Here is a 19,256-nt window from a genome sequence, read left to right as displayed (position 1 = left end):
AGGGCCAGCCCATCTGCGATGTGACGCCCTCCGGCCCCCGGGCGCATGCAAAGGATGGGGGCAGCGGCAATGGGGCCGCGATAGACCGGGGAACACGGGATGGGCCCGTGACGATCCCCATGAGGATACGCTGAATGTTCAACGTTACGAAAAAATCGATCCAGTGGGGCGGCGAGACGCTGACGCTGGAAACCGGCAAGGTTGCACGCCAGGCCGACGGTTCGGTGATCGCCACCATGGGCGAAACCTCCGTCATGGCCAACGTGACCTTTGCCAAGGCGGCGAAGGAAGGCCAGGACTTCTTCCCGCTGACCGTGCATTACCAGGAAAAATACTACGCCGCCGGCAAGATCCCGGGCGGCTTCTTCAAGCGCGAGGCGCGCCCGTCGGAAAAGGAAACGCTGGTTTCCCGCCTGATCGACCGCCCCTGCCGTCCGCTGTTCGTCCCGGGCTTCAAGAACGAAGTGCTGGTGATGGCCACCGTGCTGTCCTGCGATCTTGAAAACGATCCCGATATCGTCGCGATGATCGCGGCCTCGGCCGCGCTGACGATCTCGGGCGTGCCGTTCATGGGCCCGATCGGCGCAGCGCGCGTCGGCTTCAAGAACGGCGCCTATGTGCTGAACCCGCGCATGGACGAGATGACCAAGCTGCGCGACAACCCCGAGCAGCGCCTCGACCTCGTGATCGCCGGCACCAAGGACGCGGTGATGATGGTCGAATCCGAGGCCTATGAGCTCTCGGAAGCGGAAATGCTGGGCGCGGTGAAGTTCGGCCACGAGCAGATGCAGCCGGTCATCGACCTGATCATCGCGCTGGCCGAAGATGCTGCGAAAGAGCCCTTCGACTTCTCCGCGCCGGATTATTCCGCGCTTTATGACAATGTGAAGGCCGCGGGCGAGACCGAAATGCGCGCCGCCTTCGCGCTGCGCGACAAGCAGGAGCGCACCAACGCGATTTCCGCCGCGGTCGATCTGATCAAGTCGCGCCTGTCGGAACAGGACCTCGCGGACAAGAACCTCGGCTCGGCGATCAAGAAGCTGGAATCGGGCATCCTGCGCGGCGACATCATCAACGGTGGCGCCCGCATCGACGGCCGCGACAACCGCACCGTGCGCCCGATCGTCACCGAGACCGGCGTTCTGCCGCGCACCCACGGCTCCTCGCTGTTCACCCGCGGCGAAACCCAGTCGCTGGTGGTGACCACGCTCGGCACCGGCGATGACGAACAGATCATCGACGCGCTGAACGGCAACTTCCGCTCGAACTTCCTGCTGCACTACAACTTCCCGCCCTATTCGGTCGGCGAAGTGGGCCGCGTGGGTTCGCCCGGGCGCCGCGAAATCGGCCACGGCAAGCTGGCCTGGCGCGCGCTGCAGGCGGTTCTGCCCGCCGCGACCGACTTCCCCTACACGATCCGCGTTGTGTCGGAGATCACCGAATCGAACGGCTCCTCCTCGATGGCGACCGTCTGCGGCTCGTCGCTCTCGATGATGGATGCGGGCGTGCCGCTGAAGGCGCCGGTCGCGGGTGTGGCCATGGGCCTGATCCTCGAGGACGACGGCCGCTGGGCGGTCCTGACCGACATCCTGGGCGACGAGGACCACCTCGGCGACATGGACTTCAAGGTCGCGGGCACCTCGAACGGCATCACCTCGCTGCAGATGGACATCAAGGTTGCCGGCATCACGCCGGAAATCATGGAGCAGGCCCTCGCGCAGGCGAAGGACGGCCGGATGCACATCCTGGGCGAGATGGCCAAGGCCATCTCCGCGCCACAGGGCTTCAGCGAATACGCGCCCAAGATCGAGACCATGTCGATCCCGACCGACAAGATCCGTGAAGTGATCGGCTCGGGCGGCAAGGTGATCCGCGAGATCGTGGAAACCTCGGGCGCCAAGGTCGACATCAACGATGACGGCGTGATCAAGATCGCCTCCTCGGACGCGAATGCGATCAAGAAGGCCTACGACATGATCTGGTCGATCGTGGCGGAGCCGGAAGTGGGCCAGATCTACACCGGCCGCGTGGTGAAGCTGGTCGATTTCGGCGCCTTCGTGAACTTCTTCGGCAAGCGCGACGGCCTGGTGCATGTGTCCCAGATCGCCAACAAGCGCCTGAACCATCCGAACGAAGTGCTGAAGGAAGGCCAGGACGTGAAGGTCAAGCTGCTCGGCTTCGACGATCGCGGCAAGGTCCGCCTCGGCATGAAGATGGTCGATCAGGAGACCGGCGAGGAAATCGCCGTCGAGAAGAAGGAAGAAGCCGCGACCGAGTGATCGGACCGCGCGCAGGCTCAGGAAGGCCCCGCTTCGGCGGGGCCTTTTCGCATTCAGCCGCCCCGCAGGGCCCGCTGCGCGATGGCGCGCATGCTCTCAGTCATCTGCGGTGTCGGCGCGGCAACCGGCCCGGACGGCGCCCAGATGCCGAAGCAGCGCCGCATATGGTCCACCGCGGCGACATCGGCCGCTACACGGCCGTGATCGAGCTCCACCAGATCGTGCAGCGCCGCCACCATGCCCGCGGGTGAGGCCGGCATCCGCCGCGTCTCGGCCACCAGCCAGATCGGGATGCCACGCCTCTCCAGATGCCCCGAGAGCCAGGGGTCATCCACCGTCCACAGGATATCGGGGATCTCGAAGGCGGCGGCGTCGAACCATTCCGGCCGCACCAGCACCCCGCCATGGCCGGAGAGCAGATCGACAAAGCCCGAATTCGCATACATCGGCGCCTTCACCGTGAACAGCGACAGCAGCCGCCGGATCCGGTAGGCCAGCGGCTTGCGCCCCCATCGGCGCGCGCGGGGCAGCCGGTCCGGCGCGCGGGCGACATCGGCGATATCGGGCAGGTTCTCCCCGGCTTCGACGATACAGGTGCCGGGCCGGGCGGCGGCGGCGCGCTTCAGCCGGGCGTGCCAGTCGGGGTCATAGATCTTGTCGTCGTCGCAAAACAGCAGGTCCACGTCCGCCCCGGCGAAATCGCGCGTCGCGGGCAGGATTTTCGTCGCGGGTCCTAGATCCGCCGCGCAGCGCCAGATCGTCACCCCGGGCGGCACTTCGGGCAGGGTTCCGTCCCAGTCCGCGAAGCGGCGATAGCTGCGCGGGATATAAAGCAGCACCTCCTGCGCGGGCAGGCGCTGCGCCAGCAGGCTGTTCAGCGTCGCGCCCAGCAGGTGAAACCGGGGCGGAATGCTGCTCAGCGTGATGATGGTGGGGGACGTCTGCGTCACGATCCTGCCTCCGATGGCCTGCCTGCCTTGCACCCGGCGACCAGTTGCAGGATTATCCATCGGGCAGTTCGCGGCAAGGCGCTTCGCGCGAATTGCCGAAGTCCGCCCGCCGGGAGGACGCCACGGGTGGAGTAGGCATGACGACCGACGCAAGCGGGCAGGATCGGCCGGTCCTGATCCTGACGATGAAATGGGGCACGCTCTATGGCCCCGATTATGTGAACAACCTCGCGCGCGGGGTGCGGCGCCATCTGGCGCGGCCGCACCGCTTCATCTGCTTCACCGATGACGCAGCCGGGCTCGAGCCCGGCATCGAGGCGCTGCCCCTGCCCGATCTGGGCCTGCCTCCCGGCCACAAGGACAGCCGCTGGCGCAAGCTCGCGCTGTTCCGCCGCGATCTCGGGCTCGAGGGCACCGCGCTGTTTCTGGACCTGGATCTGGTGATCGTTGACAGTTTGGGGCCGTTTTTCGATCTGCCAGGCGATTTCTTCATCATCCGCGACGATGACCTGTTCCGGCCGAAGCCGCTGCGCCGGCTGAACCCGGAGCGCGATGCCTTCCTGCATTCGGTGGGCAACAGCTCGGTGTTTCGCTACGAGCTCGGCGCGCATGGCTATATTCTGGATACGTTCCTCGCCGATCCCTCCGACGCCACCGCGCGCTTCGAGATCAGCCAGCAGTTCCAGTCTGCGCAGCTGGCCGCGCGCGGGCATCTGCACTACTGGCCGCGGGGCTGGTGCGTCAGCTTCAAGAACGATTGCGTGCCCCGGGGCCTGCGCAGCTTCCGGCACGATCCCGCGCTGCCTGCGGGGGCGAAGATCGTGGTGTTTGCCGGATCGCCCAAGATGGATGTCGCGCTCCATGGCGGCGGCCAGAAATGGTATCGCCGGATCGGCGATGTGCGCTGGCTGCGCGAGATCTGGGAGGGCAAGCGTGGCTGAATGGTTCCGGGCGCTGAAGCGCCGCCACCGCCTCGCCCGCGCGGTGCGCGAGATCGAGACCCGCCGCGTGGCCCCGCGCCCGCCGCATGCGCTCCCGGGGCCGCTGGTGGTCTCTCTCACCTCATATCCCGCGCGCTATGCGACGCTGGACCTGACGCTGAAATGCCTCCTGCGCCAAAGCCTGAAGCCGGACCGGGTGATCCTGTTCGTGACCCGTGGCGACGAGATCCGGCTGCCGCCCGAAGTGCTGGATCTGCGCGCCGAAGGGCTGGAGATCCGCACCGAGGCCGCGCCGATCAAGGTCTATACGAAATTCGTCCCCGCGCTGCGCGCCTTCCCCGATGGCTGGATCGCCACAGCGGATGACGACATGCACTATGGCCCGGATTGGCTCGCCGATCTGGTCGGGCCTGCGCGGCCGGGGCGGGTGGTCGCGCATCGGGCGCACCGGGTGAAATGGGCGGCCGATGGCCTCGCGCCCTACAGCAGCTGGGACAAGAACATCACAGGCCCGCTGGAGGGGCCCGAGATTTTCGGCACCGGCGTCGGCGGCGTGCTCTACCCTCCCGGCAGCCTGCATCCGGATGCGTTGCGCGACGATCTGTTCACCCGGCTCTGCCCCGGCGCGGATGATATCTGGCTCTACTGGATGGCGCGGATGGGGGGGTCGGTCGTGCGCCATGTCGGGCCGCCGGTGCGGATCGTGGAATGGCCGGGCAGCCAGGAGCAGAGCCTGCGCGCGGCCAACCACGGCGAGAACGCGGGCAACGACCGCGCCATCGCCGCGATGACGGCCCATTACGGGCCGCCGCCGAAATAGCGGGGCCAGCTGGCCCCTGTCAGGCGGGCAGCTTCACGAAGCGCACATAGGGCAGCTTCACCTCCACCTCGCCATATTTGGCGCGGCCCTCTTCCGTCGGGACGGAAAGCGCGAGGATCACATCCTGCCCGGGCTCCCAGTTCGCGGGGGTAGCGAAGGGCACGCCGTCGGTCGCCTGCACCGCATCCAGCGCACGCAGGATTTCCGCGAAATTGCGCCCGACCGACATCGGATAGGAAATCGTCAGCCGCACCTTTTTGTCCGGCCCGATGATATAGACGGTGCGCACGGTGGCGGAATGGGCGGGCGTGCGGCCATCGCTCGGCAGGTAGTAATCCGCAGGCAGCATGTCGAAGGCCTTCGAGACGCCAAGCCCGGTATCGTCGATGATCGGGAAGTCGGCCGGGGCGCCGCCCAGCGCCTGAATGTCCTGCTTCCATTTGCGGTGATCCTCGACGCTGTCCACCGATACGCCCAGAACCTTGGTCTTGCGCTTCGTCCATTCCGGCGCGAGCTGCGCGACCGCGCTGAATTCCGTGGTGCAGACCGGGGTGAAATCGCGCGGATGCGAGAACAGGACCGCGTAATGGCCATCCAGCCAGTCGTGGAAGCGGATCTCGCCGGCGGTCGAGTCGGCGGTGAAGTCGGGGACGGTGTCGTTGATGCGCAGAGCCATGATGCTCTCCCAGCTGTTCGATTCCGGCAAAACCTAGGCCGCGCAGAACGAAATTTCATCCCCCCTCGGGACGCCCCCCCGAATTCGGGAGAAACATGTCGTCTTATGGCCATTCGGTGAAATTTTATCCTGTCCGGTTGCGCGGCGGCGCTACGGCTGGCACGCTCCGCGCCAAACAGGAGGTTCCCCATGATCGAGAAACGCGACTTTTACATCGACGGCGCCTGGACCGCGCCGCAGGCAGGGCGGGATTACCATGTGATCGACCCCTCGACCGAAGAGCCCTGCGCGGTGATCTCGCTCGGCGAGCGCGCGGATACCGAAGCGGCCGTGGCCGCGGCCAAGGCCGCCCTGCCCGGCTGGAAGGCGGTATCGCCGGCCGAGCGCCTCGCCTATGTCGAGAAGATCTACGAGATCTACAATGCCCGGGCCGAGGAAATGGCGCAGGCGATGAGCCTGGAGATGGGCGCGCCCATCGACCTCGCGCGCAAGGCCCAGACCGGCGCGGGCTCCTACCACATCAAATGCTTCATCGACGCGGCAAAGACATTCAACTGGGTGCACCCGCTCGGAGACGGCACGCCGGGCGCGATGATCGCCTATGAGGCGGTGGGCGTCGTGGGGCTGATCACGCCCTGGAACTGGCCGATGAACCAGGTCACGCTGAAGGTCATCCCGGCGCTGCTCGCGGGCTGCACCATGGTGCTGAAGCCCTCGGAAGAGGCGCCGCTCTCCTCGATCCTGTTCGCGGAATTCGTGCATCAGGCGGGCGTGCCCGCGGGCGTGTTCAACCTGGTGAACGGCGATGGCGCGGGCGTGGGCACGCAGCTCTCCACCCACCCGGACGTGGAGATGATCTCCTTCACCGGCTCCACCCGCGCGGGCAAGGCGATCTCCAAGGCCGCGGCCGAGACGCTGAAGCGCGTGGTGCTGGAGCTGGGCGGCAAGGGCGCGAACCTCGTCTTTGCCGATGCCGATGACGATGCGGTGCGCCGCGGCGTCGTGCATATGATGGAAAACTCCGGCCAGTCCTGCAACGCGCCCTCGCGGATGCTGGTGGAGCGCCCGCTCTATGAAAAGGCGCTGGAAATCGCCAAGGCGACCGCCGAGGGCACCAGGGTCGGCTCGCCGCGCGAGGCGGGCGACCATATCGGGCCGGTGATCAACAAGAGCCAGTTCGAGAAGATCCAGGGCCTGATCGAAAGCGGCATCAAGGAGGGCGCCACGCTGCTCGCGGGCGGGCTCGGCCGGCCCGAGGGGCTGAACAAGGGCTATTATGTGCGCCCGACCGTCTTTGCCGACTGCACCCCCGACATGACCATCATGACCGAGGAAATCTTCGGGCCTGTGCTGTCGATCATGCCGTTCGACACCGAGGAAGAAGCGCTGGCCATTGCCAACGACACCCCCTACGGCCTGACGAACTACGTCCAGACCCAGAACCCGGCGCGGGCGAACCGGGTCATCCGCGAATTCCACTCTGGCATGGTCGTGGCCAATGGCAAGAGCCGCGGCGCGGGCGCGCCCTTCGGCGGCGTGTCCTCTTCGGGCCGGGCGCGCGAGGGCGGCCGCTGGGGCATCGAGGAATTCTGCGACGTGAAATCCATCGGCGGCTGGTTCGAATAACCTGCCGAAGCGCCGCAAAAAACATCGGGCCGCCCCTCGGGGCGGCCCTTCGTTTCAGTCCCGTCCGGGCGTCTGCCAGACCGGGTTGCGGGTCCCGCTCTGGCCGTCGTTCTGATCCCGGCTGGGTATGCGCTGCTGTTGCTGCGGAATGCCCACCCCCTGGCGCTCCTGCCGCGGGGTCACGCTCATCCCGCTCCGCGGCGTGCCGGTATCCGGGCGGTCGGGCCGGGTGGGGCGGTCGGGCCTGTCCGGCCTGTCCGGCCTGTCCGGGCGGTCAGGCCTGTCTGGCCGATCCGGACGATCGGGCCAATCAGGCCTGTCCGGTCGATCGGGCCAGTCGGGACGGTCCGGACGGTTCTGGCCCCAATACGGCGGCGGCCGGTGCGAAGAGCCGTAGTAGGGCCGGTCATACGGATCCCTGTAATAGCGATCTCTGTAATATCTGTCCGGATAGTAGCCGCCGGACTGGTACACCACGCTTCCACTTCCGCGATAGCAGCCCCGCGGGCCGCAATCGTCGTAATAGCCGGGGTCCGCATAGGGATCACATCCGGCAAGAACCACCGGCAGGGCCAGCAGGGCCAGCCCCCGGCGCAGGTAAAACGGTGAAAAGGCTTTCATGACTCCCCCCGTGGTCGCGATTGCGACTCACTGAACAGCTAATCTGGGTATTTCCGCGGCGAATTACAGGCACAACACGGTGATGGCTTCCGGGTTGCCCTTGGACCTTCTGCGGTTCAGTATCGCGCCGCCTTTGACGGAGAAAGCCATGCCCTTCACCCTTGCCACCTGGAACATCAATTCGGTCCGCCTGCGCGAGGGGCTGGTCGCCCGTCTGATGCGCGAGGAGGCCCCCGATATCCTGTGCCTGCAGGAATGCAAGAGCCCGGTGGAGAAGATCCCGCAGGAGCTGTTCCGCGCGCTCGGCTATGGCTGGATGGTCGCGCGCGGGCAGAAGGGCTACAATGGCGTGGCGATCCTGTCGAAGCTGCCGCTCACCGAAGTGGGCGCCGGCGATTACGCCGGGCTCGGGCATGCGCGCCATGTCGCGGCGCGGCTGGAGAACGGCGTCACCATCCACAATTTCTACGTCCCTGCAGGCGGCGATATTCCGGACCGGGAGCAGAACGGCAAATTCGGCCAGAAGCTCGATTTCCTGACCCATATGCGCGACGATTTCCACAGCGCCCGGCCGGAAAAGGCCATTCTGGTGGGCGACCTGAACATCGCGCCCCGCGAAGACGACGTGTGGAACCACAAGGCGCTGCTGAAGATCGTGAGCCACACGCCCATTGAGGTGGAGCATCTGGCGCAGGCGCAGGAGGCGGGCGGCTGGGTCGATGTGACCCGCAAGGACGTGCCCGAGGGGCAGCTTTATTCGTGGTGGTCCTACCGCTCGCCGGACTGGGATGCGGCCGACAAGGGCCGCCGGCTGGACCATATCTGGGCCACGCCCGATATTTCCAATGCCGCGCATGGCTCGCGCGTGCTGCGCACCGCGCGCGGCTGGGAGCAGCCCTCCGACCATGCGCCGGTCTTTGCCACTTTCGAGCTCTAGACGAGTTTCGATGCCGGGCCCTTGGCGCGCGGGGCAATCGCGCGCATATAGGGACCAACAGAATTCCGGGGAGAGACCACGATGCTGGGTGCCGATCTGCAAGCCAAGCCCGCCGATTATGTGAAGGACGTCTCCGAGGCCAATTTCATGGCCGAGGTGGTGGACAAGTCGATGACCGTCCCGGTCATCGTCGATTTCTGGGCGCCGTGGTGCGGGCCGTGCAAGACGCTGGGGCCGCAGCTGGAGGCGGAGGTCAATGCCGCCAAGGGCAAGGTCGTCATGGCGAAGGTCAATGTCGACGAGAACCAGATGATCGCCTCGCAGCTCCGGATCCAGTCGATCCCGACTGTCTATGCCTTCTGGCAGGGCCAGCCGGTCGATGCCTTCCAGGGCGCGCTGCCGGGCTCTGAAATCAAGGCCTTCGTGCAGAAGCTCGCGGGGCTCGCGGGCGATGGCGGCCTCGCCGATGCGATCGCCGCGGCCGAGGAAATGCTGACGGAGGGCGCTGCGGCGGATGCGGCCGAGACCTTCGCCGCAATCCTGGAGGAAGAGCCCGAGAATGCCGAGGCCTATGCCGGCCTGATCCGTGCGCATATCGCAGCCGACAACCTGGACCAGGCCGAGGGCTTCCTCGGCGCCGTGCCCGCGAAGATCGCCACCGCCGCCCCGGTGGAGGCCGCCCGCGCGCAGCTCGCGCTCGCGCGGCAGGCGGCCAAGGCCGGCCCGCTCGACGGGCTGAAGGCGAAGGTAGAGGCCGACCCGGCCGATCATCAGGCCCGCTTCGATTATGCCACCGCGCTCCATGCCGGCGGCGATGTGGAAGAGGCCGTGAACCAGCTGCTGGAGCTGTTCCGCCGCGACCGCGAGTGGAACGAGGGCGCCGCCAAGACCCAGCTTTTCACCATCTTCGAGGCTCTGAAGCCCAACGATCCGATCGGGATCAAGGGCCGCCGGCGGCTCTCGTCGATGATATTTGCCTGACGAAAGGGGCGGGCTAGATCATGCGCATGATGAAAGCCTGCGACCTGCCCGACCAGATCCCGCTGTTTCCGCTCGCGGGGGCGCTTTTGCTGCCGCGCGGGCGGCTGCCGCTGCATGTGTTCGAGCCGCGCTACCTGCAGATGGTGGAGGATTGCCTGAAATCCCCCACCCGGCTGATCGGCATGATCCAGCCCTGCCGCACCCGCGAGGGGACCGAAACGCTCAGCACCATCGGCTGCGCGGGCCGCCTGACCGGGTTTTCGGAGACCGAGGACGGGCGCTACATGATCACCCTGTCGGGGGTGTCGCGGTTCCGGCTTCTGCGCGAGGTGGATGGCTTTTGCCCCTATCTGCGCGCCCAGATCCGCTGGAGCGATTTTCCGCGCGATATTGGCCGCGCCGAGGAGGATGCGGGCTTCGACCGCGCGGCCTTCCTCGAGCTGCTGGCGCGGTTCTTCCTGGCGCAGGGCCTCGATACGGACTGGGACTCGCTGAAGGACGCGGAGGATGAGCTGCTCATCAACACGCTCTCGATGCTCCTGCCGCTCGATGCAGAGGACAAGCAGGCGCTGCTGGAGGCCCCGAGCCTGCCCACCCGGCGCGAAACGCTGGTGACTCTGCTGGAGTTTCGCCTGCATGGCGGCATCGGAGAGCTGAAGCAATGACCGCGCTGCCGCCCATCGTGCCCGAAGAGGAGCGCCACCTGTTCGACCCGCGCATGCTGGAGGCCCTCGTCTGCCCGCTCAGCCATGCGGCCCTGCACTACGATGCAGAGCGCCAGGAACTGATTTCACGCGCGGCCCACCTGGCCTACCCGATCCGCGGCGGCATCCCGATCCTGATCGCGGATGAAGCCCGAAGCCTTGATTGACTGCATTTTTCGTTGAGTCCGCGGCCCAAAGCGGATAGGCCGCCCGGAAATGTAAAAATGGCGTGACATATTCATGACGTCTTCCGGACAGACCCCGAGGCAAGACCCGCGCGCCCACGGCCAGGCGCCGGTCAATCAATGGAAAACCCTCGACAAGGACCTGCATCGGATTGGCCTGCTGGAGGAAGCGACGCGCTTCACCGCCCGGCCCTTGATGGCGCCGGGGCTGGCGCTGGCGTTCATCGTTCTGGCGGGGGTTCTGGCGGCGGTGCTGACCGAGGCGCAGCCGGGGATGCTGATCGTCATCGCGGCGGCGGCGATCGGCGCCTATATGGCGCTCAATATCGGCGCCAACGATGTGGCCAACAACATGGGCCCCGCGGTGGGCGGCAAGGCGCTGAGCCTCGGCGCGGCGCTGGTGATCGCGGCTGTATTTGAGACCGCCGGGGCCCTTATCGCCGGGGCGGATGTGGTCAAGACCGTGTCCACCGGCATCCTCGCTCCCGATGCGGTGAGCGACCCGAGCCATTTCATCTGGGCGATGATGGCCGCGCTGCTGGCTTCGGCGCTGTGGCTCAACGTGGCCACATGGTTCGGCGCGCCGGTCTCCACCACCCATTCGATCGTCGGCGGCGTCGCCGGGGCCGGGGTCGCCGCGGCAGGCTTTGGCGCGGTGAACTGGGGTGCGCTCGGCACCATCGCGCTGAGCTGGGTGCTCTCGCCGGTCCTCGGCGGGGTGATCGCGGCCGCCTTCCTCGCGCTGATCAAGGCGCGGATCCTCTATGTGCCCGACAAGATCGCCGCAGGCCGGTTCTGGGTGCCGGTGCTGATCGGGGTCATGGCCGGCGCCTTCGCGGCCTATCTCGCCTACAAGGGGCTGAACGCGCTTGTGGATGTCTCGCTCGGCACGGCTACGCTCATCGGCCTCGTTGCGGGCGTGCTGGGCTGGGCGCTGTGGCGGCCGGTAGCGCGGCGGCAGTCTCAGGGCCAGGAAAACCGCAAGAAATCCCTGCGCAAGCTCTTCGCCTTTCCGCTGGTGGCTTCGGCCGCGCTGCTGTCCTTCGCGCATGGCGCCAATGACGTGGCGAATGCGGTGGGCCCGCTTGCGGCCATCGTGCAGGTGGCGCGGCTCGGCGTCATCAGCGGCGAGGTGACGATCCCGCTCTGGGTGATGGTGGTGGGCGCGCTCGGGATTTCGGTGGGCCTGCTGCTGTTCGGCCCGAAGCTGATCCGCCTCGTCGGCTCCGAAATCACCAAGCTGAACCCGATGCGCGCCTTCTGCGTCGCGCTGTCGGCGGCCATCACGGTCATTGCCGCCTCCTGGCTCGGGCTGCCGGTCAGCTCCACCCATATCGCGGTGGGCGGTATCTTCGGCGTCGGCTTCTACCGCGAATGGCACGCCGAGCGGCGCGCGCGGATGCTGGGCCTGCAGAAGGGCAAGGCCGTGCCGGTGGAGGAGCGCAAGCGCCGCTATCTCGTGCGCCGCGCCCATATGGCCACCATCGGTACCGCCTGGGTGGTGACCGTGCCGGTCTCGGCGGGGCTCTCTGCCGGGCTCTATCTCGCGATGACCGCCATCGCGCGCTAGACGATGACCTCTTTCGCCTGCTGCGCGCCCACGCCGAACACGCGGCGGTAGCGGGCGATCTCGGCCTGCGGGCCGGTGGCCTTCTCGGGGTTGTCCGAGAGCTTCACCGTCGGCCGGCCATCGGCCGATACCGCCTTGCACACCAGGCTGAACGGCGCCAGCGCATCGTTCGGCACCAGATGGCGGAAATCGTTGGTGAGCAGCGTGCCCCAGCCGAAGCTGACCTTCACCCGGCCGTGGAAGCGGGCATGCAGATCGCGGATCTCGGCCACGTCCAGCCCGTCGGAGAAGATGATCAGCTTCTGCGCCGGGTCCTCGCCGCGCGCCTTCCACCAGGCGATGGCCATCTCGGCGTTCTGCACCGGGTCGCCGGAATCGATCCGGATCCCGGTCCAGCCGGCGAGCCAGTCGGGCGCATGGTCCAGGAACCCCTTGGTGCCATAGGTATCGGGCAGGATGATCCGCAGGTTGCCGTCATGCTCCTCGTGCCAGTCCGCCAGCACCCGGTAGGGTGCCTTGCGCAGCTCGTCCTCGGTATCGGCGAGCGCGGCATAGACCATGGGCAGCTCATGCGCATTGGTGCCCACCGCCTCCAGGTCGCGCCGCTGCGCGATCAGGCAGTTCGACGTGCCGGTGAAGGCGCCGCCCTCCTTGGCATCGCCCAGCCCCTCGATCATCGCCTGCACGCACCAGTCCTGCCACAGGAAGCCATGGCGCCGCCGCGTGCCGAAATCGGCGATCTTCAGGTCAGGCAGCTTGCGCAGATTCTCGATCTTCTCCCAGATCCGCGTCATCGCCCGCGCATAAAGCACCTGCAGCTCGAACCGGCCCATCCGGTTCAGCACCGCGCGCGAGCGCAGCTCCATCAGGATCGCGAGCGCCGGGATCTCCCACATCATCACCTCGGGCCATGCGCCCTCGAAGGTCAGCTCATACTGGCCGTCGCGCTTTTCCAGGTGATAGGGCGGCAGCTGGAACGCCTCGAACCATTCCATGAAATCGGAGCGGAACATCTGCCGCTTGCCATAGAAGGTATTGCCGCGCAGCCAGGTGCTCTCGCCCCGGGTCAGGCGCAGGCTGCGCGCGTAATCCAGCTGCTCGCGCAGTTCCACCTCGTCGATCAGCTCGGCGAGGCGAATGGATTTGGAGCGGTTGATCAGGCTGAATTCCACCCGCGTTGCCGCCTTGTTGCGGAACACGGACTGACACATCAAGAGCTTGTAGAAATCGGTGTCGATCAGCGAGCGGACGATCGGGTCGATCTTCCATTTGTGATTGTAGACGCGCGAGGCGATATCGACCATGGCCTCACTCCTCCAGCACGACGCCCGCGGCCCGCATCGCCGCCCGCGCCGCCGCGAGCGAGCCCTCGAGGTCGATCGCGCGGCACGCACCTTCCAGCACCCGCACAGTGAACCCGAGCTTCGCCGCATCGATGGCCGACCAGGCCACGCAGAAATCCAGCGCCAGCCCGACGAAGGCCAGATCGGTGATGCCGCGCTCGCGCAGGTAGCCCGCGAGCCCGGTGGGGGTCGTGTGGTCATTCTCGAAGAAGGCGGAATAGCTGTCTACCCCGGCGCGGAAGCCCTTGCGCAGGATCATGTCGGCCGGTTCCAGCGAGAGTGCGGGGTGAAATTCCGCGCCCTCGGTGCCCTGCACGCAATGCATGGGCCAGAGCGTCTGCGGCCCATAGGGCATCTGGATCTGGCTGAAGGGCGCCGCATCATGCATGGCGGCAAAGGAGGAATGCTCCTCCGGGTGCCAGTCCTGCGTCAGCACCGTGACCGGAAACTCCTGCATCAGCGCATTCACGCGGGGAATGATCGCATCGCCCCCGGCCACCGCCAGCGCACCGCCGGGGCAGAAATCGTTCTGGATGTCGATCACGATCAGGGCTTCGGTTGCCTCGGCCATTCCGCTCCTCCCATTTGTGTGACAATGCCTAGGGTGCATGGGCTTCGCGGTCAATCGCGCTTGCGGCCGCCCGGCCCTGCGGATTAAGGGAAATCCATGTTCACCGTTGCCGCGCTTTATCATTTCACCCGGTTCGAGGATCCTTCCGCGCTGAAGGCGCCGCTGGCGCGGCTGGCCTGTGCACGCGGGGTGAAGGGCACGCTGCTTCTCGCGCGCGAAGGCATCAACGGCACCATCGCCGGCCCGCGCGAAGGCATAGACGCGGTGCTGGCCCATATCCGCGCCCTGCCCGGCTGCGCCGGTCTGGTGTGGAAGGAGAGCGCCGCCGCCGAGATGCCCTTCGGCAAGATGAAGGTACGGCTGAAGGCCGAGATCGTCACCATGGGCGCGCCCGACGTGGACCCGCGCGCGGCCGTGGGCCACTATGTGGAGCCCGCGGAATGGAACGCGCTGATCTCCGCCCCGGATGTGGTGGTGATCGACACCCGCAACGATTACGAAGTTGCCATCGGCACCTTCGAGGGCGCGATCGACCCGAAGACCCGCTCCTTCCGCGATTTCCCGCAGTGGTGGCAGGAGAATGCCGCGCGCTTCCACAACAAGCGCATCGCCATGTTCTGCACCGGCGGCATCCGCTGCGAGAAATCCACCAATTACCTGATGGCCCAGGGGGTGGAGCAGGTGTTCCACCTGAAGGGCGGCATCCTGAAATACCTCGAGGACGTGCCCGCGGCCGAAAGCCTGTGGCAGGGCGATTGCTTCGTTTTTGACGGGCGGGTGAGCCTGCGCCACGGGCTGGAGCAGGGCGATTATACCCTCTGCCATGCCTGCCGCCGCCCGCTCTCGCCCACAGACCGGCTCAGCCCGCAATACGAGGCCGGGGTCTGCTGCCCGCATTGCGTGGATCAGTTCTCCGAGGCCGACCGCGCGCGCTTTCGCGAACGCGAGAAGCAGGTCCGGCTCGCGGCCGAGCGCGGGGAGCGGCATCTGGGCCAGGATGCCTGGGCCGGCGAGGGGCATACCGGGCCGTGATGTCGCATCTGCGGCATCGGCTATAGGCAGGCCCGGCATGCGGGCGTAAACTCGGGCGAATCGGCCAAAACCGACAGGAGTTCGCCCTGACCGACATGCCTGCATCCCCGATGGCCGCCGAGGTGACCGCCGTGCGCGGCCCGGTTCTGGACCTGCGCGTCGAAGGGCCCCTGCCCGCGATCCACGATACGGTCGAAATCGCCATGCCGCAGGGCGTTCTGGTGGCCGAGGTGCAGGCGCATCTGGATGCCCGCCATGTGCGCGCCATCGCGCTGCAATCCACGCAGGGGCTGCGGCGCGGGGCAGGCGCGCGGCTCACGGGCGGGCCGCTGGCGGTGCCGGTGGGGCCTGCGGTGCTCGGGCGGCTGATGAACGTACTGGGCCATATGGGCGACAATGGCGCGCCGCTGCCCGCCGATGTGACCCGCAGCCCGATCCACCGCCCCGCGCCCTCGCTGGCCACCCAATCCGCCCGCACGCAGGTGTTCTCCACCGGGATCAAGGTGCTCGACCTGCTGGCGCCGCTGGCGCAGGGCGGCAAATCGGCCATGTTCGGCGGCGCGGGCGTGGGCAAGACCGTGCTGGTGATGGAGCTGATCCGGGCGATGGTCTCGGGCTATGACGGGATTTCGGTTTTCGCCGGGGTGGGGGAGCGCTCCCGCGAGGGGCACGAGATGCTCAACGAAATGCGCGACAGCGGCGTGCTGGAGCGCACCGTGCTGGTCTATGGCCAGATGAACGAGCCCCCCGGCGCGCGCTGGCGGGTGCCGCTCACCGCGCTGAGCGTGGCCGAGCATTTCCGCGATGCGCAGGGCAAGAACGTGCTGCTGCTGATGGACAACGTGTTCCGCTTCGTGCAGGCGGGCTCGGAGGTTTCGGGGCTCTTGGGGCGGATGCCCTCGCGGGTGGGCTATCAGCCCACGCTGGAGACCGAGGTGGCGGAGCTGCAGGAGCGCATCGCCTCCGTCGGGCAGGCTGCGGTGACGGCGATCGAGGCCGTTTATGTACCGGCCGACGATTTCACCGATCCGGCCGTGGCCGCGATCTCGGCGCATGTGGACAGCACGGTGGTGCTCTCGCGGCAGCTGGCCTCCGAAGGGATCTATCCCGCGATCGACCCGATCGCGACCACATCGGTGCTGCTGGATCCGGCCGTGGTGGGCGCGGATCATGCCCGCACCGCGGGCGCGCTGCGCGAGGCGATCGAGCATTATCAGGAGCTGCGCGACGTGATCTCGCTTCTGGGCGTGGAGGAGCTCGGGCGCGAGGAGCGGCTGCTGGTCGGCCGCGCGCGGCGGCTGCAGCGGTTCCTGACCCAGCCGTTCTTCGTGGCCGCCGCCTATACCGGGATGGAGGGGCGCTCGGTCCCGGTGGCCGATACGGTGAAAGGGGTGCAGGCGATCCTCGATGGCGAATGCGACGACTGGGACGAAAGCTCGCTCTACATGATCGGCACATTGGAGGAGGCGCGGGCGCGCGAGCATGCCCGCCGCGCGAAGGCCGCATGAGGCTCACGGTGACAACCCCGCTTTGCGTGGTGATGGATGAGGAGGGTGTGGCCTCGGTGCGCGCGGAGGACGAGACCGGCGGCTTCGGCATCCTGCCCGGCCATGCCGATCTGCTCACGGTGCTGCGGCCCTCGGTGCTGCGCTGGCGCCGGGCGGAGGGGCCCTGGCAGTTCGTGGCGCTGCATGGCGGGGTGCTGCAGCTCTCGCGCGATCATCTGCGCATCGCCACCCGCGCCGCCGCCCCCGGAGACGACCTCGCCGCGCTGGAGGACGGGATCCGCGCCCGCGCCGAGGCCGAGGCCGACAGCGCCCGCACCACCCGCAGCGAGCAGATGCGGCTGCAGGCCTCGGTGATCCGCAACCTGATGCGGCACATGGGCCAGGAGCCCGGCCACCGCGAGCTGGACGGGATCGCGGAGGCGCTGGAATGACGGAAGAAGACCCCCTCGCCCGCGCCGTACGCGAGGCCCGCACGCGCGAGGCCGCCGGCAAGCGTGACCCGGAGCCCTCGCTCGCGCGGCGCTTCGCGCAGGTGGGGGTGCTGGGCTGGATCGTGGTGCTGCCGACGCTCGGGGGGGTGCTGCTCGGCCATGCGGTAGATCGCTGGCTCGGCTCCGGCATCACGGCGGCCGCGGCGCTGACCATGCTCGGCGCGGCGTTGGGGTTCTGGTTCGGATGGCGATGGATGCACGGGCAATGATGGCGGTTCTGTTCATGGCGGCACTTGTTCTGGGTACTGGCGCAGGCTGGCTGCATTTCCGCACGCTGCGCACGGTGTCGGACCGGCTTCTGGCGGGCGATCTGCGCGCCGTGGCCTGGCAGGTCGGGCGGTTCGCGGCGCTTGGCGCGTTCCTGCTCCTCTGCGCCAAGGCCGGGGCTGCGCCGCTCCTCGGGGCCGGCGCCGGGATCGCGGTCGGCCGCCAGATCGCGATGCGGGGCGCCTGATGGAGAACCCGCTCGGCGCGCATATCCTGTTTCACATCGGGCCACTGCCGGTGGATGCGGCGGTGGTGGTGACATGGGGCCTCATCGCGGGGCTTGGGCTGGGCTCCTGGTGGGCCACGCGGAGGCTGAGCCTGACGCCGGGGCGCCTGCAATCGGTGCTGGAGCTTCTGGTCAGCACGATAGACGCACAGATCGCCGATACGGTGCGCGGCGATCCGGCCCGGTTCCGGCCGCTGATCGGCACGCTTCTCGTGTTCATCCTGTGCGCGAACTGGTCCAGCCTGATCCCGGGCGTGGAGGCGCCGACCGCGCGGCTGGAAACAGATGCGGCGCTGGCGCTCATCGTGTTTGCGGCCACGCTCTGGTTCGGCATCCGGGTGAACGGGCTCGGCGGTTATCTGGCCGGTTTCGCCCGGCCCACCTGGGCGATGCTGCCGATGAACCTCGTCGAACAGCTGACCCGGCACCTGTCGCTGATGGTGCGCCTGTTCGGCAATGTGATGTCGGGCGGCTTCGTCATCGCAATCCTGCTCGGCCTCGCAGGGCTTCTGGTGCCGATCCCGATCATGGCGCTCGACATGCTCACCGGCGCCGTGCAGGCCTATATTTTCGCCATTCTCGCGCTCGTCTTCATCGGCTCCGCCGTCGAAGGCGAGGGCGATGCCCACAAGGAGACAGACGCATGAACTGGGTCGAAATCGTCAGCATTCTCGGCGCCGCGACCGCCGTATCCTTCGGCGCGATCGGGCCGGCGCTCGGGGAGGGCCGCGCCGTCGCCGCCGCGCTGGAGGCGATCGCGCGCCAGCCCGAAGCCGCGGGCACGATTTCGCGCACGCTGTTCGTCGGCCTCGCGATGATCGAAACCACCGCGATCTACTGCCTCGTTGTCGCCCTGCTGCTGCTCTTCGCGAACCCGTTCGTAGGCTGAGATGAGCTTCTCGCTGACCACCTTCCTGTTCCAGCTGGTGAATGTGCTGGTGCTGCTGGCGGTGCTGCAGCGCCTCCTGTTCCGGCCGGTGGCGGAGATCATTGCGAAGCGTCAGGCCGCCACGGATGCCGCCCTGCGCGCGGCCGAAGCCGCAAAAGCGGAGGCGGAAGCCGCGCGCAAGCAGGCCGACGCCGCCAGCGCAGCGACCGAGGCCGCCCGGCACGACGTTCTGGCCGAGGCACAAGCGCAGGCGGAGGCTCAGGCGCAGCAGATCATAGCTGCGGCGCAGGCCCGCGCCGATGCCGCCCGCAGCCAGGCCGAAGCGCAGGCGCGCCATACCGTCGCCGCGGCTTCGGAGGAAACGCTGGCGCGCGCCCGCGATCTGGCGCAGGCGATCGCGCGCAAGGCGCTCTCCGAGCTGCCCGATCCGCCCACCGCCGCGGCCTATGCCGAGCGGCTGGCGCAGGCGCTGGCAGCCCTGCCCGAAGACCGGCGCCGGGTGCTGCTGGCGGGGGGGAACCTGCGGCTGGCGGCGCCGCATCCGCTGGCGGCGGAGGAACGGGCAGGGGCACTGCGGCGGCTCGGGATCGCGGCGGCTGGGGTGGAGGAGGATCCGGCGCTGATCCTCGGGCTCGACCT

General features: G+C 67.7%; 22 protein-coding genes. 17 read left to right on the top strand and 5 right to left on the bottom strand.

What is annotated here, in order from left to right; genetic code table 11:
* The first annotated feature begins 134 nt into the window (after nt 1-134).
* Nucleotides 135-2,279: a polyribonucleotide nucleotidyltransferase gene (gene pnp / locus ACOMG5_RS06390; RefSeq protein WP_420342963.1), complete on the top strand. Its 2,145-nt coding sequence runs from the start codon at nt 135-137 to the stop codon at nt 2,277-2,279.
* A gap of 53 nt (nt 2,280-2,332) precedes the next feature.
* Here the strand turns inward: pnp and ACOMG5_RS06385 are convergent, their stop codons facing one another.
* Nucleotides 2,333-3,229 carry a glycosyltransferase family 2 protein gene (locus ACOMG5_RS06385; RefSeq protein WP_420342962.1) on the bottom strand — a complete coding sequence of 299 codons (897 nt, stop codon included), beginning with the start codon at nt 3,227-3,229 and terminating at the stop codon, nt 2,333-2,335.
* Between the two features lie 137 nt (nt 3,230-3,366).
* Between ACOMG5_RS06385 and ACOMG5_RS06380 the strand changes: the two genes are divergently transcribed.
* Complete coding sequence (locus ACOMG5_RS06380; protein ID WP_420342961.1) at nt 3,367-4,170, top strand: hypothetical protein; 804 nt, start codon at nt 3,367-3,369, stop codon at nt 4,168-4,170.
* Nucleotides 4,163-4,990, top strand: a complete 828-nt coding sequence (locus ACOMG5_RS06375) for a glycosyltransferase family 2 protein (RefSeq protein WP_420342960.1) — start codon at nt 4,163-4,165, stop codon at nt 4,988-4,990. The genes ACOMG5_RS06380 and ACOMG5_RS06375 overlap by 8 nt, the downstream gene beginning before the upstream one ends.
* 19 nt (nt 4,991-5,009) lie before the next feature.
* On the opposite strand, the gene ACOMG5_RS06370 is transcribed toward ACOMG5_RS06375, so the two are convergent.
* Nucleotides 5,010-5,666: a redoxin domain-containing protein gene (locus ACOMG5_RS06370; protein ID WP_420342959.1), complete on the bottom strand. Its 657-nt coding sequence runs from the start codon at nt 5,664-5,666 to the stop codon at nt 5,010-5,012.
* 189 nt (nt 5,667-5,855) lie between these two features.
* On the opposite strand from ACOMG5_RS06370, the gene ACOMG5_RS06365 reads away from it, so the two are divergent.
* Nucleotides 5,856-7,292, top strand: a complete 1,437-nt coding sequence (locus ACOMG5_RS06365; protein WP_420342958.1) for an aldehyde dehydrogenase family protein — start codon at nt 5,856-5,858, stop codon at nt 7,290-7,292.
* Between the two features lie 54 nt (nt 7,293-7,346).
* Here the strand turns inward: ACOMG5_RS06365 and ACOMG5_RS06360 are convergent, their stop codons facing one another.
* Nucleotides 7,347-7,913 (bottom strand): hypothetical protein, encoded by a 567-nt coding sequence (locus ACOMG5_RS06360; protein ID WP_420342957.1) that lies wholly within the window; start codon nt 7,911-7,913, stop codon nt 7,347-7,349.
* A gap of 148 nt (nt 7,914-8,061) precedes the next feature.
* Between ACOMG5_RS06360 and ACOMG5_RS06355 the strand changes: the two genes are divergently transcribed.
* From ACOMG5_RS06355 to ACOMG5_RS06335, 5 genes are all read left to right on the top strand, one after another.
* Nucleotides 8,062-8,850, top strand: a complete 789-nt coding sequence (locus ACOMG5_RS06355; RefSeq protein WP_420342956.1) for an exodeoxyribonuclease III — start codon at nt 8,062-8,064, stop codon at nt 8,848-8,850.
* An 81-nt stretch (nt 8,851-8,931) separates the two neighbouring features.
* Nucleotides 8,932-9,831, top strand: a complete 900-nt coding sequence (gene trxA / locus ACOMG5_RS06350) for a thioredoxin (protein ID WP_420342955.1) — start codon at nt 8,932-8,934, stop codon at nt 9,829-9,831.
* 26 nt (nt 9,832-9,857) lie between these two features.
* A complete protein-coding gene (locus ACOMG5_RS06345; protein WP_420343035.1) occupies nt 9,858-10,496 on the top strand; it encodes an LON peptidase substrate-binding domain-containing protein in 639 nt (212 codons plus the stop codon).
* The gene (locus tag ACOMG5_RS06340) at nt 10,493-10,702 is read left to right on the top strand and encodes a Trm112 family protein (RefSeq protein ID WP_420342954.1); all 210 of its coding nucleotides are present in this window, start codon (nt 10,493-10,495) and stop codon (nt 10,700-10,702) included. Before ACOMG5_RS06345 ends, ACOMG5_RS06340 begins: the two co-directional genes overlap by 4 nt.
* Before the next feature lie 73 nt (nt 10,703-10,775).
* Nucleotides 10,776-12,290 (top strand): inorganic phosphate transporter, encoded by a 1,515-nt coding sequence (locus tag ACOMG5_RS06335; RefSeq protein ID WP_420342953.1) that lies wholly within the window; start codon nt 10,776-10,778, stop codon nt 12,288-12,290.
* On the opposite strand, the gene pncB is transcribed toward ACOMG5_RS06335, so the two are convergent.
* Both pncB and pncA read right to left on the bottom strand, forming a co-directional pair.
* Nucleotides 12,287-13,594 (bottom strand): nicotinate phosphoribosyltransferase, encoded by a 1,308-nt coding sequence (gene pncB, locus ACOMG5_RS06330; protein WP_420342952.1) that lies wholly within the window; start codon nt 13,592-13,594, stop codon nt 12,287-12,289. The genes ACOMG5_RS06335 and pncB overlap by 4 nt on opposite strands.
* A 4-nt stretch (nt 13,595-13,598) precedes the next feature.
* A complete protein-coding gene (pncA, locus tag ACOMG5_RS06325) occupies nt 13,599-14,204 on the bottom strand; it encodes a bifunctional nicotinamidase/pyrazinamidase (RefSeq protein ID WP_420342951.1) in 606 nt (201 codons plus the stop codon).
* A gap of 96 nt (nt 14,205-14,300) precedes the next feature.
* On the opposite strand from pncA, the gene ACOMG5_RS06320 reads away from it, so the two are divergent.
* The 8 genes from ACOMG5_RS06320 to ACOMG5_RS06285 form a co-directional block, all read left to right on the top strand.
* Complete coding sequence (locus ACOMG5_RS06320) at nt 14,301-15,236, top strand: rhodanese-related sulfurtransferase (protein WP_420342950.1); 936 nt, start codon at nt 14,301-14,303, stop codon at nt 15,234-15,236.
* Nucleotides 15,237-15,331: 95 nt separating this feature from the next.
* Nucleotides 15,332-16,744, top strand: coding sequence for a F0F1 ATP synthase subunit beta (gene atpD, locus ACOMG5_RS06315; RefSeq protein WP_420342949.1), 1,413 nt, complete (start codon nt 15,332-15,334; stop codon nt 16,742-16,744).
* Nucleotides 16,745-16,752: 8 nt separating this feature from the next.
* Entirely contained in the window at nt 16,753-17,175 is a 423-nt protein-coding gene (locus ACOMG5_RS06310) for a F0F1 ATP synthase subunit epsilon (RefSeq protein ID WP_420342948.1), read from the top strand.
* Complete coding sequence (locus tag ACOMG5_RS06305) at nt 17,172-17,444, top strand: AtpZ/AtpI family protein (protein ID WP_420342947.1); 273 nt, start codon at nt 17,172-17,174, stop codon at nt 17,442-17,444. Before ACOMG5_RS06310 ends, ACOMG5_RS06305 begins: the two co-directional genes overlap by 4 nt.
* On the top strand, nt 17,444-17,689 hold the full coding sequence (locus tag ACOMG5_RS06300) for an ATP synthase subunit I (RefSeq protein WP_420342946.1): 246 nt from the start codon (nt 17,444-17,446) through the stop codon (nt 17,687-17,689). Before ACOMG5_RS06305 ends, ACOMG5_RS06300 begins: the two co-directional genes overlap by 1 nt.
* On the top strand, nt 17,686-18,375 hold the full coding sequence (locus ACOMG5_RS06295; RefSeq protein ID WP_420343034.1) for a F0F1 ATP synthase subunit A: 690 nt from the start codon (nt 17,686-17,688) through the stop codon (nt 18,373-18,375). Before ACOMG5_RS06300 ends, ACOMG5_RS06295 begins: the two co-directional genes overlap by 4 nt.
* Complete coding sequence (locus tag ACOMG5_RS06290) at nt 18,372-18,617, top strand: F0F1 ATP synthase subunit C (RefSeq protein ID WP_420342945.1); 246 nt, start codon at nt 18,372-18,374, stop codon at nt 18,615-18,617. The genes ACOMG5_RS06295 and ACOMG5_RS06290 overlap by 4 nt, the downstream gene beginning before the upstream one ends.
* A gap of 1 nt (nt 18,618) precedes the next feature.
* The coding region (locus tag ACOMG5_RS06285) for an ATPase (protein ID WP_420342944.1) at nt 18,619-19,256 on the top strand (638 nt) is incomplete at its 3' end.

It is taken from the genome of Paenirhodobacter sp., assembly GCF_041916475.1.
In the GTDB taxonomy this organism is placed as follows: Bacteria; Pseudomonadota; Alphaproteobacteria; order Rhodobacterales; family Rhodobacteraceae; genus Rhodobacter.
The sequence above is the reverse complement of the archived record's forward strand: the minus strand, read 5'-3'. Positions and strand labels throughout refer to the sequence as shown.

Coding starts and splice junctions, on each gene's coding strand:
- pnp (WP_420342963.1), top strand. CDS start 135: ATGTTCAACGTTACGAAAAAATCGATCCAGTGGGGCGGCGAGACGCTG.
- ACOMG5_RS06355 (WP_420342956.1), top strand. CDS start 8,062: ATGCCCTTCACCCTTGCCACCTGGAACATCAATTCGGTCCGCCTGCGC.
- ACOMG5_RS06370 (WP_420342959.1), bottom strand. CDS start 5,666: ATGGCTCTGCGCATCAACGACACCGTCCCCGACTTCACCGCCGACTCG.
- ACOMG5_RS06300 (WP_420342946.1), top strand. CDS start 17,444: ATGGCGGTTCTGTTCATGGCGGCACTTGTTCTGGGTACTGGCGCAGGC.
- ACOMG5_RS06345 (WP_420343035.1), top strand. CDS start 9,858: ATGATGAAAGCCTGCGACCTGCCCGACCAGATCCCGCTGTTTCCGCTC.
- atpD (WP_420342949.1), top strand. CDS start 15,332: ATGCCTGCATCCCCGATGGCCGCCGAGGTGACCGCCGTGCGCGGCCCG.
- ACOMG5_RS06320 (WP_420342950.1), top strand. CDS start 14,301: ATGTTCACCGTTGCCGCGCTTTATCATTTCACCCGGTTCGAGGATCCT.
- ACOMG5_RS06360 (WP_420342957.1), bottom strand. CDS start 7,913: ATGAAAGCCTTTTCACCGTTTTACCTGCGCCGGGGGCTGGCCCTGCTG.
- pncB (WP_420342952.1), bottom strand. CDS start 13,594: ATGGTCGATATCGCCTCGCGCGTCTACAATCACAAATGGAAGATCGAC.
- ACOMG5_RS06290 (WP_420342945.1), top strand. CDS start 18,372: ATGAACTGGGTCGAAATCGTCAGCATTCTCGGCGCCGCGACCGCCGTA.
- ACOMG5_RS06380 (WP_420342961.1), top strand. CDS start 3,367: ATGACGACCGACGCAAGCGGGCAGGATCGGCCGGTCCTGATCCTGACG.
- ACOMG5_RS06335 (WP_420342953.1), top strand. CDS start 10,776: ATGACGTCTTCCGGACAGACCCCGAGGCAAGACCCGCGCGCCCACGGC.
- ACOMG5_RS06365 (WP_420342958.1), top strand. CDS start 5,856: ATGATCGAGAAACGCGACTTTTACATCGACGGCGCCTGGACCGCGCCG.
- ACOMG5_RS06305 (WP_420342947.1), top strand. CDS start 17,172: ATGACGGAAGAAGACCCCCTCGCCCGCGCCGTACGCGAGGCCCGCACG.
- pncA (WP_420342951.1), bottom strand. CDS start 14,204: ATGGCCGAGGCAACCGAAGCCCTGATCGTGATCGACATCCAGAACGAT.
- trxA (WP_420342955.1), top strand. CDS start 8,932: ATGCTGGGTGCCGATCTGCAAGCCAAGCCCGCCGATTATGTGAAGGAC.
- ACOMG5_RS06340 (WP_420342954.1), top strand. CDS start 10,493: ATGACCGCGCTGCCGCCCATCGTGCCCGAAGAGGAGCGCCACCTGTTC.